The organism is Aminobacter sp. BA135 (genome assembly GCF_050859125.1).
In the GTDB taxonomy this organism is placed as follows: domain Bacteria; phylum Pseudomonadota; class Alphaproteobacteria; order Rhizobiales; family Rhizobiaceae; genus Aminobacter; species Aminobacter ciceronei.
In genome coordinates, this window is sequence record NZ_CP139572.1 from 3,888,379 (window position 1) to 3,905,425 (window position 17,047).

18 protein-coding genes are annotated in these 17,047 nt (G+C 63.3%); 4 read left to right on the forward strand and 14 right to left on the reverse strand.

Annotation, left to right across the window (positions count from 1 at the left end; translation table 11 throughout):
- Positions 1–85: 85 nt before the first annotated feature.
- The 13 genes from osmF to SLT36_RS19100 form a co-directional block, all read right to left on the reverse strand.
- Positions 86–994, reverse strand: coding sequence for a glycine betaine ABC transporter substrate-binding protein OsmF (gene osmF / locus SLT36_RS19040; RefSeq protein ID WP_432283930.1), 909 nt, complete (start codon positions 992–994; stop codon positions 86–88).
- A 433-nt stretch (positions 995–1,427) separates the two neighbouring features.
- On the reverse strand, positions 1,428–1,766 hold the full coding sequence (locus SLT36_RS19045) for a hypothetical protein (protein ID WP_432283931.1): 339 nt from the start codon (positions 1,764–1,766) through the stop codon (positions 1,428–1,430).
- Positions 1,767–2,005: 239 nt separating this feature from the next.
- Positions 2,006–3,208, reverse strand: a complete 1,203-nt coding sequence (locus SLT36_RS19050) for an MFS transporter (RefSeq protein WP_432283932.1) — start codon at positions 3,206–3,208, stop codon at positions 2,006–2,008.
- Positions 3,205–3,612: a transcription antitermination factor NusB gene (gene nusB / locus SLT36_RS19055; RefSeq protein WP_331461944.1), complete on the reverse strand. Its 408-nt coding sequence runs from the start codon at positions 3,610–3,612 to the stop codon at positions 3,205–3,207. The genes SLT36_RS19050 and nusB overlap by 4 nt, the downstream gene beginning before the upstream one ends.
- 89 nt (positions 3,613–3,701) lie before the next feature.
- A complete protein-coding gene (ribH, locus tag SLT36_RS19060) occupies positions 3,702–4,166 on the reverse strand; it encodes a 6,7-dimethyl-8-ribityllumazine synthase (protein ID WP_432283933.1) in 465 nt (154 codons plus the stop codon).
- A 127-nt stretch (positions 4,167–4,293) separates the two neighbouring features.
- Positions 4,294–4,911 (reverse strand): riboflavin synthase, encoded by a 618-nt coding sequence (locus tag SLT36_RS19065; RefSeq protein ID WP_067962983.1) that lies wholly within the window; start codon positions 4,909–4,911, stop codon positions 4,294–4,296.
- Positions 4,911–5,987 carry a bifunctional diaminohydroxyphosphoribosylaminopyrimidine deaminase/5-amino-6-(5-phosphoribosylamino)uracil reductase RibD gene (gene ribD, locus SLT36_RS19070; protein WP_269441410.1) on the reverse strand — a complete coding sequence of 359 codons (1,077 nt, stop codon included), beginning with the start codon at positions 5,985–5,987 and terminating at the stop codon, positions 4,911–4,913. Before ribD ends, SLT36_RS19065 begins: the two co-directional genes overlap by 1 nt.
- A gap of 51 nt (positions 5,988–6,038) precedes the next feature.
- Positions 6,039–6,503 (reverse strand): transcriptional regulator NrdR, encoded by a 465-nt coding sequence (gene nrdR / locus SLT36_RS19075; RefSeq protein WP_067962991.1) that lies wholly within the window; start codon positions 6,501–6,503, stop codon positions 6,039–6,041.
- 125 nt (positions 6,504–6,628) lie between these two features.
- Positions 6,629–7,930 carry a serine hydroxymethyltransferase gene (glyA, locus tag SLT36_RS19080; protein WP_432283934.1) on the reverse strand — a complete coding sequence of 434 codons (1,302 nt, stop codon included), beginning with the start codon at positions 7,928–7,930 and terminating at the stop codon, positions 6,629–6,631.
- 189 nt (positions 7,931–8,119) lie between these two features.
- Positions 8,120–9,373 carry a L,D-transpeptidase family protein gene (locus SLT36_RS19085; protein WP_432283935.1) on the reverse strand — a complete coding sequence of 418 codons (1,254 nt, stop codon included), beginning with the start codon at positions 9,371–9,373 and terminating at the stop codon, positions 8,120–8,122.
- A 410-nt stretch (positions 9,374–9,783) separates the two neighbouring features.
- Positions 9,784–10,299: a transcriptional regulator LdtR gene (gene ldtR / locus SLT36_RS19090; protein ID WP_154385581.1), complete on the reverse strand. Its 516-nt coding sequence runs from the start codon at positions 10,297–10,299 to the stop codon at positions 9,784–9,786.
- A 308-nt stretch (positions 10,300–10,607) separates the two neighbouring features.
- Complete coding sequence (locus SLT36_RS19095) at positions 10,608–11,000, reverse strand: DUF6163 family protein (protein ID WP_432288393.1); 393 nt, start codon at positions 10,998–11,000, stop codon at positions 10,608–10,610.
- A 26-nt stretch (positions 11,001–11,026) separates the two neighbouring features.
- Complete coding sequence (locus SLT36_RS19100) at positions 11,027–12,064, reverse strand: enoyl-CoA hydratase/isomerase family protein (protein WP_432288395.1); 1,038 nt, start codon at positions 12,062–12,064, stop codon at positions 11,027–11,029.
- Between the two features lie 143 nt (positions 12,065–12,207).
- Here SLT36_RS19100 and hemB point away from each other — a divergent pair, with 143 nt between their 5' ends.
- The 4 genes from hemB (at position 12,208) to SLT36_RS19120 (ending at position 15,671) form a co-directional block, all read left to right on the forward strand.
- Positions 12,208–13,239 carry a porphobilinogen synthase gene (gene hemB, locus SLT36_RS19105; RefSeq protein WP_432283936.1) on the forward strand — a complete coding sequence of 344 codons (1,032 nt, stop codon included), beginning with the start codon at positions 12,208–12,210 and terminating at the stop codon, positions 13,237–13,239.
- 116 nt (positions 13,240–13,355) lie between these two features.
- Entirely contained in the window at positions 13,356–13,826 is a 471-nt protein-coding gene (locus tag SLT36_RS19110; RefSeq protein ID WP_432283937.1) for an RDD family protein, read from the forward strand.
- 140 nt (positions 13,827–13,966) lie between these two features.
- Positions 13,967–14,722 carry an arginyltransferase gene (locus tag SLT36_RS19115; protein ID WP_067963014.1) on the forward strand — a complete coding sequence of 252 codons (756 nt, stop codon included), beginning with the start codon at positions 13,967–13,969 and terminating at the stop codon, positions 14,720–14,722.
- 52 nt (positions 14,723–14,774) lie between these two features.
- On the forward strand, positions 14,775–15,671 hold the full coding sequence (locus SLT36_RS19120) for a DMT family transporter (RefSeq protein ID WP_432283938.1): 897 nt from the start codon (positions 14,775–14,777) through the stop codon (positions 15,669–15,671).
- A gap of 43 nt (positions 15,672–15,714) precedes the next feature.
- Here the strand turns inward: SLT36_RS19120 and SLT36_RS19125 are convergent, their stop codons facing one another.
- Positions 15,715–16,875, reverse strand: a complete 1,161-nt coding sequence (locus SLT36_RS19125; RefSeq protein WP_432288397.1) for an AI-2E family transporter — start codon at positions 16,873–16,875, stop codon at positions 15,715–15,717.
- Positions 16,876–17,047: the final 172 nt, after the last annotated feature.

Consider the following 17,047-nt stretch of genomic DNA (forward strand, 5'->3'; position numbering starts at 1 on the left):
GGATCATTCACGGAGTTCCTGTCTTACAGTGCCGTGCGTCCGAAAAGGACGCGCGGCGCTGTAAGCGAGCACGCGCCGGAAGAGCTTACTTCAGAAAGCCGTTCTTCTTCAGGAAATCTTCGGCGACGGCCTTGGCCGGCTCACCGCCGACCTGGACGCGGCCGTTGAGCTCCTGCAGCGTGACCAGATCGAGCTTCTCGAACACCGGCTTGAGCAAAGTTTCGATCTCCGGATGCTCCTTCAGCACGGCCTCGCGGATGATCGGCGCCGGCTGGTAGACCGGCTGCACACCCTTGTCGTCGTCGAGGACGACGAGGCCGGAGGGCGCGATGCCGCCGTCGGTGCCATAGACCATGGCGGCATTGGCGCCGTTGGTCTGGTTGGCGGCCGCACCGATGGTGGCGGCAGTATCACCGCCGGAGAGCGTGATCAGCTGTTCGGGCTTGAGGGTGAAGCCATAGGTGGTCTGGAAGGCCGGGAGGGCTGCTGCCGAATTGACGAATTCCGACGACGCGGCCAGCACGACCGTGCCGCCGCCGGAGACATATTTGCCGAAGTCGCTGAGCGTGGCGAGCTTGTTGGCCTCGGCCACGTCCTTGCGCAGCGCGATCGCCCAGGTGTTGTTGGCGGGCGCCGGCGACAGCCAGACGATCTTGTTGGCGTCATAGTCGAGCTTCTTGGCGGTCTCGAACCCCTTGGCGGCATCCTTCCACAGCGGATCGTCGGCCTTTTCGAAGAAGAAGCCGGCATTGCCGGTGTATTCGGGATAGATGTCGATCTCGCCTGCGGTGATCGCCTTGCGCACGACGGGCGTCGCCCCGAGCTGGATGCGGTCGGTGGTGGCGATGTTGTTGGCGTCGAGCACTGCCTTGATGATGTTGCCGAGCACGCCGCCTTCGGTGTCGATCTTGGAAGACACCACCACCTGGGCGCTCGCGGCACCCGTGGCGAGGCCGAGCGCGATGGCCGCAGCCGCGATGGATTTCTTGTACATGAAAAGCCCCTTCTCACTTCAGGATTTCGGTGGCCGCATATGAGCATGGCGACCCAGCTTCCGTCGGGGCATACGGTTTCACAATGCGCAGGGGCAGCGCAATAATTTTTTGAATATCAAAGAAAATCGGGAGGGCTTCCTCCCGACAGCGTCTTGTCAGGAGCAGCCTTCCAGGATGCCGTAAAGCTGATCGGCCATAGCGCCTCCTCAGGGCTGCGGACATGTCGTCGGTCTGGACGCTGTTCTGGAGGAGATTACCGGTCGCACGATCGACCATCGAAGACGCGATCTGGGGTTGCTGCCGCATTTGTCATTCGGTGCCAGGGACTCGCATTGGCGGGTTTGAGCAACTGAACCGGCAGCTAGCAAGTCGTGTGACCTGGGGCTCGCATCACGTTCGTGGTCGTGAACCCCCAGATTGGCAATCTCGGTGTCAATCTTTGCAAGGAAACATCTCCTGTAGAGCGGACAGCAGAAGAAGTGCTACCTCCTGATCGTAGGATCCTGCAGATTTGTACCGCTCCGCATAGTCTTCAAGGATTGAAATGTAGTTCCTGCCTGACAGACCGAGTCGGGGAGGCAGGCAGTAGAGAGACTTACCCAAGTCACTGTTGGCTGAAACATTCGCCCAACTCATGCCCTCGCCAAGCCCGGAAACGTAGACCTCACGTACCGTCTGGTTCTTCTCTTTCCAACTGGCGAACGTTGCAGCGCTCGCGCCGCTGACGAAGGTGAGCAGGATAGCTGCACCAGCCATTATTCTGAAAACCATCTCGTTCCCCTGCCGTTTCTTAGCACTGAACTCCAAGACGAAGTTCAGTGCAAGAACGGTTCAGGACACCCTTATGAAGACTGCGGGCTTCATAAGTTCATGGAGAGCATCGTAGCAACTACTTACACGGAGCTGGTGACCGGCTCTGAAGCCGTGCAAAGCCGATTGATGCGATCACGGGAGACGGCGAGATGCTCCCTCCACCCTGACCAACGGCTCCAGCTTCCCCAGCGCAAGGTTCAGGTGGGCTGCCGGCGCTGCGCCAGGGACAGCGTGGCCAGCGCCACGAGACAGATGGCGCTGACCGGGAAGACGATCCAGTTGAGCGTGTCCCAGCCATAGGCGTTGTAGACCGCGCCCGACATCAGCGAGGCGAAGGCAACGGCGCCGAACAGGACGAAGTCGTGGAAACCCTGGACCTTGCTCTTCTCGGACGGGCGATAGGCCGTCGAGACGATGGCCGTTGCACCGATGAAACCGAAATTCCAGCCGAGACCGAGCAGGATCAGCGCCGTCCAGAACTGCCACAATGCGATGCCCGACAGGGCGACGATGGCGCAGGCGATCAGCAGCAAAAGGCCAAAGGCAACGACACGCTCGGCGCCGAAGCGCTGGATGACGCGGCCAGTGAAGAAGCTGGGACCGAACATCGCCATGACGTGCCAGGAAATGCCCAGCGTCGCCTCGTCAGGCGAGAAACCGCAGCCGACCATGGCCAAGGGCGCGCCGGTCATGACGAAGCTCATCAGCGTGTAGCTGCCGACGGCGCAGGTGAGTGCAGCGGCGAAACGTGGTTCGGTGACGATCTCCTTCAGCGGCCGCGCGCCGGCCTCCGAAGCCGCCTGGTGATCGTGAAGCGGTTCCTTGACCCTGAGGAAGGACAGGATGATGGCGCCGACGGCGGCCAGGCCGATGATCGAGGCGAAGGAGCCGGCAAACATCACAGGCGCGAACAGCTCGCGCGTGAAGATGACGATCTGCGGCCCGATGATGGCGGTGATGATGCCGCCGGCGAGCACGAAGGAGATCGCATTGGCCTTGAACTGGGGCGGCGCATTGTCGGCGGCGGCGAAGCGGAATTGCTGGACGAAGGCACCGCCGGCGCCAAGCAGCACGAGGCCGAAGACGAAGAGCCAGAACTCGGCACGGAACAGCGCGAGCGTGGCGACCGCGCCGCCGATGGCGGTGACGGCGGTGCCGAACATGAAGCCGCTGCGCTGGCCGATCCTGCGGATGATGGCCGCCGCCGGCAAGGCGCCGATCGCCAGACCCAGGCTGAAGCCGGTGATGGGAAGGGTCGCCAGCGACTTGTCGGCGTCGAGCAGATAGTAGCCGGCGAGACCGCCGATGGCGAAGGAGATCGGGGCGGCGGAACCGATGATGGCTTGCGATGCGGCGAGAATATAGGCAGTTCGCCGCGCTTCGCGTTCGCCAGCGGTCATAATGCGTCCTTGCCCTTGCCTTCGCCGCGCAGCTTGCGCGAGACACGATCCAGTACGGCGTTGACGAGCTTGGGCTCGTCTTCGATGTAGAATGCCTTGGCGATGTCGACATATTCCGACACGATCACCGCCACCGGCACGTCCTGGCGCTTCATCAATTCGTAGACGCCGGCGCGCAGGATGGCGCGCAGCGTCGAGTCGAGACGCGACAGCGGCCAGTCCTCGGTCAGCGACTGGCGGATGACAGGATCGACGACCTTCTGATTTTCGACGACGCCGGCAAGGATGGCGCGGAACCACTGGGCGTCGGCCTCGCGGTAGAGCGCGCCGTCGACTTCCTTTCCGAGGCGGAACGCCTCGTATTCGGCGGTGATTTCGAGCAGGCCGCTGCCGGCCACGTCCATCTGGTAGAGCGCCTGGACGGCGGCCAGACGGGCAGCGCCGCGCTTGTTGGCGTGGCGGACAGGCGGCTGGCCGTTATCTTCGGAAGACGTCACGAGCGGGCTGCTCCGAGTTTTTCGCGCACGGCGATCATAGTCAGGGCCGCGCGCGCGGCAAAGCCACCCTTGTCGCCTTCGGTGCGGCGGGCACGCGCCCAGGCCTGTTCGTCGTTTTCGACCGTCAGAATGCCGTTGCCGATGGCAATCGACTCGCCGACCGACAGATCCATGATGGCGCGGCAGGATTCGTTGGCGACGATGTCGAAATGATAGGTCTCGCCGCGGATGACGGTGCCGAGGGCGACATAACCGTCATAATGGGTGCCTTCGTCGTCGGCCGCGTCGAGCGCGAACGAGATCACGGCCGGAATCTCAAGGGCGCCGGGAACCGTGATCACGTCATAGCCTGCGCCGGCGGCATCGAGTGCGGCCTTGGCGCCGTCCAGCAGCGCGTCCGAAAGGTCGTCGTAGAAGCGCGCCTCGACGATGAGGAGCTTCAGTTTCTTGTCGTTGGCCATGTAAAATCTCCGGCAGGAGCGGCTGACTTAGGCCGAACCGGATGAGTTCGCAAGCGAAGTGTTAAGGCCTGTGGCAGGAAACCGCTGTCCAGCGAGCGGCGCCAGTGTCCGGCGTCAGCGCCCGGCGTCAGAGCCCTTCCCTTGCCGCCTCGGCCAGGCGCGCGGCATAACGCGCCATGGTGTCGATCTCGAGATTGACCCGATCGCCGACCTTGCGCTCGCCCCAGGTCGTCACCTGCAACGAATGATGGATCAGCAGCACGTCGAAGCGGGTGGCCTCGACCTTGTTGACGGTCAGCGACGTGCCGTCGAGCGCAACCGAGCCCTTGGGCGCGATGAACCTGGCCAGCTCGCGCGGCGCCTCGAGACGGAAGCGCACCGCCTCGCCCTCATCCTCGCGGGCGATGATCTCGGCCATGCCGTCGACATGGCCCGAGACGATGTGGCCGCCGAGCTCGTCGCCGATCTTCAGCGCCCGCTCGAGATTGATCCTGCTGCCGGCCTTCCAGTCGCTCGCCGTGGTCAGTCGCAGCGCCTCTTCCCAGGCCTCGACCTCGAACCAGCGGGCGTTTGAGGTTGCCTCCGGCAGCGCGACCACGGTCAGGCAGACGCCGGAGCAGGCAATCGAGGCACCGATGTCGATGGTCTTCGGATCATAGGCGGTGTCGATGCGCAGGCGCACGCCCTGGTCGAGCTGGGCTGCGGACGCGACTGTGGCCACGTCGGTGACGATCCCGGTAAACATCAGATTTCCCTTATCCATTCGGCGAAGCTGTCCTCGCCGTAGCGCGCCTCGCGCACGAGCGTGAACTCTGCCGGTATATGGTCGCGGCCAATGGGGGCCGCAATACCGTCGGCGCCGATGGCCTCGGGGCCGTAGAACAGTGCGATACGGTCGACCAGCCCCTCGTCGAGGAAGGCGCGCGCGGTGTCGGCGCCGCCTTCGACGATGATGCGCGACATGCCCTGGTTGCCGAGATCCTCGAGCAGCTCCGGAAGGGCGACGCGGCCATCATAGGTCTCGGTGGCCAGGAACTTCACCCCCGCGCGTTCCAGCTCCGCCCTGTTGGCGGCGTGGCTCTCGGAACAGGCGGCGACGATGACCGGAACGTCGGAGGCCGAGCGCGCCAGTTTCGAAGTCGCGGGCAGCCGGATGAGCCGGTCGAGCACGATGCGGGCCGGCGAACGGCTGCGCAGCCCGGGCAGGCGCACTGTGAGCTCGGGGTCGTCTGCGATGGCGGTGCCGATGCCGATCAGGATGGCTTCGCATTCGGCGCGCATGACATGGACCTGGCGGCGGGCGATCTCGCCGGTGATGCCGATCTGCCCCTCGCCGCGGCGGCCGATCATGCCATCGGCGGAAAGCGCAAGCTTCAGAATCACTTCCGGGCGCTTTCTCATCGAACGATTCATGTAACCGGCGAGCTGGTCGGCGGCCTCGCGGGCCAGAACGCCCTCTTTGACCTCGATGCCGGCTGAGCGAAGGATAGCGTAGCCCTTGCCGGAAACACGCGGGTCGGGGTCGCTGGCGGCGCCGACGACACGGGTAATGCCCGCGTTGACAAGCGCGTTGGCGCAAGGCGGGGTGCGCCCGTGATGGGCACAGGGCTCGAGCGTGACATAGGCGGTGGCGCCGCGCGCCAGCTCACCCGCCTCGGCGAGTGCTTCGGCTTCCGCATGCGGCCGCCCGCCAATGGCGGTGACGCCGCGGCCGACGATGACGGGCCCATTGCCGTCATCACGGACGATGAGCGTGCCGACCGCCGGATTTGTCGATGTCAGTCCGAGATGCTTGCGCGACAGCCTGATTGCGGCTGCCATGAAACGGCGGTCTGTCCTGTCCTGCCCGGATGCACTGATATCGACCATCGTTCAGCTGGCTTCCTCGTCGCCCTTCAGTTCGCCCAGCACCTCATGGAAGTCCTTGGCCTCGCGGAAATTGCGGTAGACGGATGCGAACCTGACATAAGCGACGTCGTCGAGCGTCTTCAGCGCCTCCATCACCAGGCGACCGATCTCGCCCGACGGAATCTCGGTTTCGCCGGAGCTTTCGAGCTGGCGGACGATGCCGGTCACGGCGCGCTCGATGCGCTCGGGATCGACATTGCGCTTGCGCACCGCGATCTCGACCGAGCGGGCCAGCTTGTCGCGGTCGAACGGCACCTTGCGGCCGGTCTTCTTGAGCACGACGAGGTCGCGCAGCTGGACCCGCTCGAAGGTGGTGAAGCGGCCGCCGCAGACCGGGCAGATGCGCCGGCGACGGATCGCGGCACCATCCTCGGCCGGACGCGAGTCCTTCACCTGCGTGTCTTCAGACTGGCAATATGGGCAGCGCATCGTTCAGCCTTGTCATTCGAATCCCCGACCGGAAAAGGCTTAATGCATCCTCCGGAAAAGCAGAAGCCCCATGCCGGGATGACCGGCACGGGGCTTCGAAATGTGAAGGCCTTTATGGCCCCGGATCAGCCGAGATAGGGATAGAGTGGGAAACGTTCGGTCAGGCTGACGACCTTCTGCTTGACCGCCGCCTCGACGGCAGCGTTGCCCTCGTCCGAATTGGCGACCTTGAGACCGTCGAGCACTTCGGTGATCAGCTGGCCGATCTCGCGGAACTCGGCTTCGCCGAAGCCACGCGTGGTGCCTGCCGGGGTGCCGAGACGCACGCCCGAGGTGACGAAGGGCTTTTCCGGGTCGAAGGGAATGCCGTTCTTGTTGCAGGTGATGTTGGCGCGGCCCAAAGCTGCCTCGGCACGCTTGCCGGTGGCGTTCTTGGGGCGAAGGTCGACGAGCATCAGATGGTTGTCGGTGCCGCCCGAAACGATGTCGAGGCCGGTGTCCTTGAGGCTTGCGGCCAGCGTCTTGGCATTGGCGACGACATTGGCGGCATAGGTCTTGAACTCGGGCTTCAGCGCTTCGCCGAAAGCGACCGCCTTGGCGGCGATGACATGCATCAGCGGGCCGCCCTGCAGGCCGGGGAACACGGCCGAGTTCATCTTCTTGGCGATGTCCTCGTCATTGGTCAGGATCATGCCGCCGCGCGGGCCGCGCAGCGACTTGTGCGTGGTGGTGGTGACGACATGGGCATGCGGCAGCGGCGACGGATGCACGCCACCGGCAACGAGACCGGCGATGTGGGCCATGTCGACCATCAGATAGGCGCCGACTTCATCCGCGATCTCGCGGAAGCGCTTCCAGTCCCAGATGCGGGAATAGGCGGTGCCGCCGGCGAGGATCAGCTTCGGCTTGTTCTCGCGGGCAAGGCGCGCGACCTCGTCCATGTCGAGCAGGTTGTCGTCCTTGCGCACGCCATAGGAGACGACCTTGAACCACTTGCCGGACATGTTGACCGGCGAGCCGTGGGTCAGGTGACCGCCCGAATTCAGGTCGAGGCCCATGAAGGTGTCGCCCGGCTGCAGCAGCGCCAGGAACACCGCCTGGTTCATCTGGCTGCCGGAGTTCGGCTGGACGTTGGCGAACTTGCAGTCGAACAGCTTCTTGGCGCGCTCGATGGCGAGCTCTTCGGCGACGTCGACGAACTGGCAGCCGCCATAATAGCGCTTGCCGGGATAACCCTCGGCATATTTGTTGGTCATGATCGAGCCCTGGGCCTCGAGCACGGCGCGGGAAACAATGTTTTCCGAGGCGATCAGCTCGATCTCGTGGCGCTGGCGACCGAGCTCGTTGCGGATCGAGCCGAAGATCTCGGGATCAGCCTCCTCGAGCGGCGTTCCAAAGAAGGTTTCGAGGTGTTTCGAAGCGGCCATCGGTTCTGATCCTTGCTGGTCCGGGGACTGGTCCGGAGGGGCATCGGGGAAGTTCGGCGGCCATTAACATACTTGCCCCAGCGTCGCCACGTGCGGTGCGAAATTTCGTGGTCGCATTTGGACCAAAGGGCCTGAGAATGAAAAAAGCCGCCCCGAGAGGCGGCCTTTTGACTGCTCGCTGCGGCTCGATCAGAGAGCCGAGGTGATCTGCAACTCGTCGACGCCGTCGCGGCCATAGATGTCGTCGCGGAACTGCACGACACCATCGCCGGTCGACCAAGCCGAGACATAGGTGAAATAGACCGGCACCGGGTTGGTGACGGGGACCGGTGTGTTTTCGCCCGACTTGATGGCCTGCTCGAAATGCGAGCGGCTCCAGCCCGGCGTGTCGCGCAGAATCCAGGTGACGAGGTCGCGCACGTTCTGGACGCGGACGCAGCCCGAGGAATCGAAGCGCATCAGCTTGCCGAACAGGCTCTGCTGCGGCGTATCGTGCATGTAGACGCCATCCGGGCTCGGGAAGTTGATCTTCACCGACGCCATGGCGTTGTTGGCGCCCGGATCCTGGCGGAAGCGGTACTTCGCCGCCTCTTCCGTCGACCAGTCGACATTCATCGGATCGACTTCGCTGCCGTCGGGCGCAAACAGGCGGATCTTGTTGTCGGTCAGATAGTTCGGGTTCTTGCGCATCAGCGGGATAATGTCCTTGCGGACGATCGATACCGGTGCGTTCCAGTACGGATTGACGACGATCTCGTTGATCTTCGAATTGACGATCGGCGACTGGCGGTCGACCTTGCCGACGATTGCGGTGTGGCGCAGCACGACGCGGTCGTTTTCGACGGCTTCGACTTGCGCGGCCGGAATGTTGACGTTGACATAGCGCTGGCCGAGCGTGCCGGCCTGGGCCTGGATGCGGCCGAGATTGGTCTCGAGCTGGCCGAGGCGGATCTGGGCGCTGATGTTCATCGCCGCATAGGTGTACTGGCCCATGACGCCATCGTCCGGCAGACCGTGGCGTGCCTGGAAGCGCTTCAGGGCGGCATCGACATAGGTGTCGAACGAATCGGAAAGGCCGGCGCGCGGCGACAGGTCGCCCGAAATCATCAGGCGCTTGCGCAACACCTGGACATCGGGATCCTCGACGCCGAGGCGGAGCTTCTTGGTCGCCGGAACGACCGGCCAGCCGCCCTGGGCGACGATGTTCTGATACTGGGCAATCGCCTGCTGGGTGTAGGCGGCGGTCTGCGCGGTGAAGACCGGCAGGGTGCTTTCGACCTTGGCGCCCTGGCTGACGCGGGCATCGAACTGGTCGTCCCAGTTGCCGCGGCGCGACGAGCCGAGAACTTCGCCGATCACATCCTGGGCGCTGGCCGCACCCGACAAGGCTGCCATGGCGATCGCGCCGGCACCGGAGAGAAAGAAACGACGGTTCGTTTTCATGGACGTTCCAGACATATTCGCGCAACTCAACCGGCAGGAAACTTCCCGCGACGATATGACGGCCATGCTTAACAATTAGCCAACCATAACCCGGCATCACCGACACGTGAAACGCGACTTCATCGCACGGGCTGCTGACGGCCGAACAGGCAGATCTGGCACATCACAGCTTCCCGATAGTCATTCGAATATGGCGGCAACATGGCTGGCGCGCCTTCCATCGAATGTCGGCGCGCTAAAAAAGGAAGGACCGGTGCATTTCTGCAACCGGCCCTGCGACTGGAGGTCGTTCCTTTGGCAGATGGGAACAGGGCAGTAAGGCAGAAGGGCAGTCAGAAGTGAAGCGTGGCTGGGGTCACGTCGACCTGCTGCCCTGCTGCCTTACTGCCCTGTTCCCCTTCCCTGCCCATTTACATGCGGTAAGCGATGGTGTCGTTCCAGAAGCGGTCGAGGCGCTGCAGGGCGCGGTTCATCTGCTTGAATTCGTCGGTATTGATGCCGCCGACATGCTCGATCGAACCGACATGGCGGTCATAGAGGCCGGCAACGACCTCGGCCACGTCCTGCCCCTTCGGCGTCAGGCTGACACGGACCGAGCGACGGTCGATGCGCGAGCGCTGGTGATTGATGAAGCCGAGCTCGACAAGCTTCTTGAGATTGTAGGAGACGTTCGAGCCGAGATAGTAGCCGCGTGAGCGCAATTCGCCGGCGGTCAGTTCCGCATTGCCGATGTTGAAGAGCAGCAGAGCCTGGATCGCATTGATGTCGCTGCGGCCGTTGCGATCGAACTCATCCTTGATAACGTCAAGAAGACGACGATGAAGTCTTTCAACAAGCTGCAGGGATTCCATGTAAAGCGAACGGATCGCTTCGTTACGGTCCTCGGAAACCATGGCGGGCTTGGCCGCCTGACGCGAATTGATCATTGTCTTTGCCTCTCTGTTTTCGCCTGGTGACTTTTTTGTTTGATGTCACCTTGATCGCGAACTTATCGAATACCCATAAAATTCGACTTAAACGTCAGGCTTAACAAGGGCTTACCGAGGACAGGTTTCGAAAGAGGGTTAACGAAACCCACTTCGAGTAAGAATAATTAACCTTGTATTTTACGGAGTGTCGGCCAACGCACTGAAAGCGTTGGCTAGAGCAATTCCAGGAAAGCCGTGCAGCGGCGCATCGTCCGGAATTGCGCAAAACAAAAGACGGAGAGCATCCGAAGGAAAGCGGAAACGCCCTAATGCGCGGCGCGGCGCCTTTTCAGGTGCAGGACAACGCGGAAGGCCGCGTAGATCAATGCCACCGCGACGTGGGAGACGACGATCAGCGGCCTGTTGCCGAACAGTTCGGGGAAACCGGCATACATCACGACTTCGGTCGCAGCGCAGATGAACCAGATGACCGGCCCCCAGGATGACAGCATCCACAGGCCGATGGCGGCAAAGGGGAAAAACACCGACAGCGTCACCGCCGCGACCTGCCAGTGGATCGGCATCAGGTCGAAACGCCAGAGCGGGCCGTCATAGAGACCGATCAGGCGCACCCAGTAGAGCATGCCGAACAGCAGGCAGTAGCCGGCCACCACACGCAGGAACAGGGCGAAGGCGCTTTCTATCGCCGACGGATGCATCTCGCGCAGGCGGCTTGCACTGTCGGTCACAGGGCAAGTTCCCGGTCGCCGAGCGTTTCGAAATAACGGTCGATATCGAGCGGGTCGACATCCTCGAGCCGGGCCGGTTGCCATTGCGGCGTCGAGCCCTTGTCGATGAGCACGGCGCGGATGCCTTCATAGAAGTCGCGGCCGGCTAGCATGCGGTTGAGGATGCGGAACTCCATCCGCATGCAGTCCTTCATCGACATGGTCAGGCCGGCCCTGACCTGCCGGAAGGCAACCGACAGGCTGGTGGGCGAACGCTGCAGGATGGTGGCGAGCGTCTTTTTGGCGAACTCGCTCGAATCCGTCTCCAGGCTGGCGATGACGTCGGACAGCGTGGGCGCGGAGAAATGCCGGGCAATCGCTTCCAGCGTCTCGCGCTCGGTCTCGCGCTTGGCCGGCCGGAAGAAGTTGCGCAGCATCGCTTCCGTGTCGCCGGTCTCGCATAGCCGCTCCAAGAGCCCGATCTGGCCGTCGGCCGAGGTCGTGTGCGTCGCCAGCCCCGACCACAACGCGTCGCCATAGCGGATCCTGTTGCCGGTCAGCGCCAGATACATGCCGAAATGGCCGCCGAGGTCGGGCAAAATATGGCTGCCGCCCACATCGGGGAAGAAGCCGATGCCGACCTCGGGCATGGCGAATTGCGCATTCTCGGTCATCACCCGATGCGAGCCGTGACAGGAGATGCCGACGCCGCCGCCCATGACGATGCCGTCAATGAAGGAGATGTAAGGCTTGGGATAGCTCTGGATCTGGGTGTTGAGCCGGTATTCATCGGCAAAAAAGTCGACCGGCGGATTGCCGGCGAGGCCGGCGTGGTAGACGTGCAATATGTCGCCGCCAGCGCAGAATGCCCTGCCCTCGGCCTTGACCACGACGATGGCCACGTTGGGGTCGACCTGCCAGGCGGTGAGCGCGCGCGACAGCGCCAGGACCATCTTGTGGGTCAGCGCGTTGAGCGCCTGCGGCCGCGTCAGGGTGACGATGCCGGCGGCTCCGGAGCGCTCGAAGCGGATTTCGTCGTCGCCGCCAAAGTCCATGTCCACTGGAATCCCTCACATCAGGCTGAGTGTGCAGAGCTAATGGGCAGCGCATGGGTGCGTCAATGCCGCAGGTCACATCCTGCATCTTGGTCTTGGGCAAACCGGCATGCTAAAAACTGCACAATTGCCGGAGAATGCCGATGAACAAGTTCACCCCAGCCAAGCCAGCGGGCGCCCGCAGCGTCGACGAGATCACCGGCAGCCGCCGCCTGCGCCGCATGCGCAAGGCCGACTGGTCGCGCCGGCTCGTCCAGGAAAACCGCCTGACGGTCGACGATCTGATCTGGCCGATCTTCATCATCGACGGTGAGAATCGCAAGGAACCCATCCCGGCCATGCCCGGTGTCTATCGCATGTCGGTCGATCTCGCCGTCAAGGAAGCGGAGCGCGCGGCAAAGCTCGGCATTCCGGCACTCGCCACCTTCCCCAATGTCGAGATGGGGCTGCGCGACCAGACAGGCGCGCACATATTGGAGCCCGACAACATCATCAACCGCGCCACCCGCGCCATCAAGGCAGCGGTGCCGGAGATCGGCATCATCACCGACGTCGCGCTCGACCCTTTCACCAGCCACGGCCATGACGGCATCCTGCGCGACGGCATCATCGTCAATGACGAAACTGTCGCCCAGGTGGCAGCTGCCGCCGTGCTGCAGGCCGCGGCCGGCTCCGACATCATCGCCCCTTCCGACATGATGGACGGCCGCATCGGCGCCATCCGCGACGCGCTCGACGACAACGGCTTCCATGATGTCGCGATCATGTCTTATGCGACCAAGTTCGCGTCGGCCTTCTATGGCCCCTATCGCGAGGCGATCGGCACGCAGGGCCTGCTCAAGGGCGACAAGAAGACCTATTACATCGACCACGCCAATTCGGACGAAGCGGTGCGCGAGGCCGAGCAGGACCTCGCCGAGGGCGCCGACATGCTGATGGTCAAACCCGGCCTGCCTTATCTCGACATCATCCGCCGGCTGAAGGACGAGTTCCGCGTGCCGACCTTCGCCTATCAGGTGTCGGGCGAATATTCGATGATCAAGGCAGCCAGCGCCAATGGCTGGATCGACGGCGAAAAGGCGATGCTCGAAAGCCTGCTCGCCTTCAAGCGCGCCGGCTGCGACGGCATCCTAACCTATTTCGCGCCCGAAGTGGCCGAGATGCTGAAGGGCTGAGGCCAGAGCTTCCCCGACAGGATTTCTGCCCACGCGCGCCGGGATTCTTGAATCCGGCGCGGCAATTCCCATTTGTTTTCCGGCGCGGGCAATCTCGTCCGCCGATAGAGGAAGTCATGACCGCACGCGTTCTGGACGGTGAAATCATCAACAGCAGGCTCGACGACAGCCGCGCCTATGACGGCGTGCGCACCCGCCGTATCCTGGCGTTCCTAGTCGACTATCTGATCGTCGGTCTCCTGATGATCCCCTTTGCCATCGTCATCTTCTTTCTTGGCGTGCTGACGCTCGGCCTCGGCTGGGCGCTGTTCGGCATCCTGTTTCCGGCTGTGGCCCTCATCTACATCTGGATGACGCTCGGCGGCTCGAACCAGGCCACCACAGGCATGCGCATGATGGGCATCCGGCTCGACCGCCTCGATGGCAGGCCGATCGACGGCCTCCTGGCGGTGGTTCACTCGGTGCTGTTCTGGGCCGGCAATGTCGTTTTGACGCCGCTGGTGCTCCTGGTTTCGCTGTTTTCCGACCGCAAGCGCACGCTGCATGACCTGCTGCTCGGCACGGTGGTCAGCCGCAGCGACAGCTAAAATTGCCATTCGGCGAGTCAAAACGGGCACTTGCGCCAAAATGTGAAGGCAAAGATTGGGCCTGCCTTCACATTCATGTTGAATTTTTCGCCGGCAGCGCCAAGCTAGGGAACATTGATTGGGAGTCTTCCTGACGCTCGATGACGCAGCATCCGACCCATTCCCCTCAGTTCTTCCTGACGGCGCCGTCACCCTGCCCCTATCTCGAGGGTCAATTCGAGCGGAAGGTCTTTACCCATCTCGTCGGTGACAAGGCCCCCGAGATGAACGACCTGCTGACGCAAGGCGGCTTCCGCCGTTCGCAGAACATCGCCTATCGCCCGGCCTGCGAGACCTGCCGCGCCTGCGTCTCGGTCCGCATCCTGGCCCAGGAATTCAAGGCCACGCGCAACATGCGCCGGGTGATCGAGCGCAACTCCGACCTCGTCGGTGCGATGCACGACGCCGAGCCCTCGACCGAGCAATATTCGCTGTTCCGTTCCTATCTCGATGCCCGCCACCGCAGGGGCGGCATGTCCGACATGACGGTGCTCGACTATGCCATGATGGTCGAGGACACCCATGTCACCACCAAGGTGATCGAATATCGCCGCCGCGGCCCCGATACCTTCATCACCGGCCAGGGCCAGGGCGAGCTGATGGCAGTGGCGCTGACCGACCAGATGTCGGACGGCCTGTCGATGGTCTATTCCTACTACAATCCGGAAATGGACGAACGCTCGCTTGGCACCTTCATGATCCTCGATCATATTGCCCGCGCGCGCGCCATGGGCCTGCCCCACGTCTATCTGGGCTACTGGGTCAACGGTTCGCGCAAGATGAACTATAAGGTACGCTTCACACCTCAAGAGCATCTCGGCATGAAGGGCTGGGAGCGCTTCGAAGGCGACATCTGAGCACGTCCGGCCCGTTTCCACGCTGCCGTCGACCAACTGGCAGGGGAAATCAGTGGCGGACACCCAATCGAACCACTCCAAGGGACTGCTGCTGACCGGCATCGGCGGACTGGCGCTGACCGTCGACATCCCGCTGATCAAGCTCGCCGACGGCAACAACTGGTCGATCCTGCTGATGCGCAGCGGCACGACCTTCATCGCCGCCATCATCATCTGGCTGGTCTGGCGCGCGCTGAGCCCGAAGGCGCCGCAGCTCATCCCGGGCCGCGCCGGCCTCCTCGTCGCCGGCCTCTACGGCATCGGCTCGATTACCTTCATCACCGCCGTCTACAACACCTCGACCGCCAATCTGGTGTTCATCCTCGCCTTCAACACGGTATTTGCCGCCGTGCTGTCGTGGATCTTCCTGCGGGAAAAGCCGCGGCCGGCAACGCTGCTGGCCATGCTGGCGATGGTCGGCGGGGTGTCGATCATCGTCGGCAGCTCGATCGGCACCGGCCACCTTTTCGGCGACCTGATGGCGGTGTGTTCGGCCTTCTGCATCGCCTCGGCCATCACCATCTCCCGCTCCAGCGGCAAGGACATGGGTTTTACAGCGCTTGTCGGCGTGCTGCTGCCGGGGCTGGTGGCGGCCTATATGGTATCCAAAACCGGCTTCAGGGTCGATGCACCGTGGTGGATCATCTTCAACGGCGCGGTGATCATGCCGATCTCGTTCTTCTGCCTCGCCAACGGCCCGAAATACATTTCCGGGCCGGAGGTGGCGATGTTCTACCTGCTCGAGACGGTCATGGCGCCGATCTGGGTGTGGATGATCTTCGCCGAGGTGCCGACCCGCAACAGCCTGATCGGCGGGGCGATCCTGATCGTCACGCTGATCGCCCACTCGGCCTGGCAATTGTCCGAGGGGCGCAGGCGCCGGGCAAACCTGGCACGACAGCTGGCGTAGCCAGTCGGCCCTTCAACACCGGGACCGCAAGAACTGCCCGCCCCTAGCCGGCCTGCTTGGTCGGCACGTCGTTGCGGATCGCCTCGATGCTGCGCGGCGTGTCGCTCTCCGGCAAGGCATTGGCTGCAGCCAGCATCGCCGCCTCGTCGGTCAGCTCGACCTCGCGCAGCCATTCGCGCCATATCGCGACAAGCAGCGCCATCAGCACCGGGCCGATGAACAGCCCGAGAAAGCCCATCGTCTTGACGCCGCCGATGAGGCCGAAAAAGGTGGGCAGGAACGGCAGCTTGATCGGCCCGCCGACAAGCTTGGGGCGCAGCGTCTTGTCGACGATGAACAGCTCGATCGAGCCCCAGGCAAACAGCGCGACACCGGCAATCGGCGAGCCGCTGGCAACCAGATAGACCGAGACGAGCGTGAACGACAAAGGCGCACCGCCGGGGATCAGCGCCATGAAGCCGGTGAGCACGCCGAGCGTCACCGGCGACGGCACGCCGGCCACCCAATAGGCAAGGCCCAGCACCACACCCTCGCCGATGGCAATCAGCGTCATGCCGGTGACGGTGGCGCTGATGGTCTTGGGCACGACGCGCGAAATGCGCTCCCAGCGCATCGGCAGGATGCGCTCGCCGAGCCGGTCGAGCTGGCCGACGAAGTGTTCGCCGTCGCGATAGGTGAAGAACAAAGCGATCAGCATGAACAGCAGCGTCAAGAGGATGCCGAAGGCGCTGCCGCCGGCAGCAAGCACGCCGCGATAGATGCTGCCGATATTGGCGCCGCTGAGCAGTTGCGCCAGTTCGCCGATGGCGCCGGGGTGCCCAACATAACGCGTCCATTGTTCATTCAGCCACTCGCCGACAACAGGCAGGTTGTTGATCCAGTGCGGCGTCGTCGCGCCGTGGCGATTGGTTTCGACAGCCCAGCCGACCCAGTCGCGGATTTCGTTGACGGCGTAAGTCGCGGCAAAGGAGATCGGCACGACGAGGAAGGCGATGATGAACAGCAACGCAAGCGTGGCGCCAATGGTCCTGTTGCCGTCGACGGCGACGAGCAGCCTGCGGTAGAGCGGCCAGCTGGCGAAGGCAATGACCAGTGCTGCCAGCACCGGCACCAGGAAGCCATGGAAGAAATAGATGCCCGCAGCGACGATCAGCACGAGCAGCCAGCGCGCCGCCGAAAGCGGCGGCACCAAGGCGGCACGCATCGGCTGGGCCGGGCCGAACAGCCTCTGCTCTCGCTCCGGCTTACGGGGATTGGTCACGTTCAAGAGCCTGGATCTCCTCGGCCCTGAAGTGGACCCGATTGATGCCCGGCGCGCGGTTCAGCGCCGGTGGGGAGATCATAGAGGCTAATGCGGTGCCGCGCACGAAAACTTT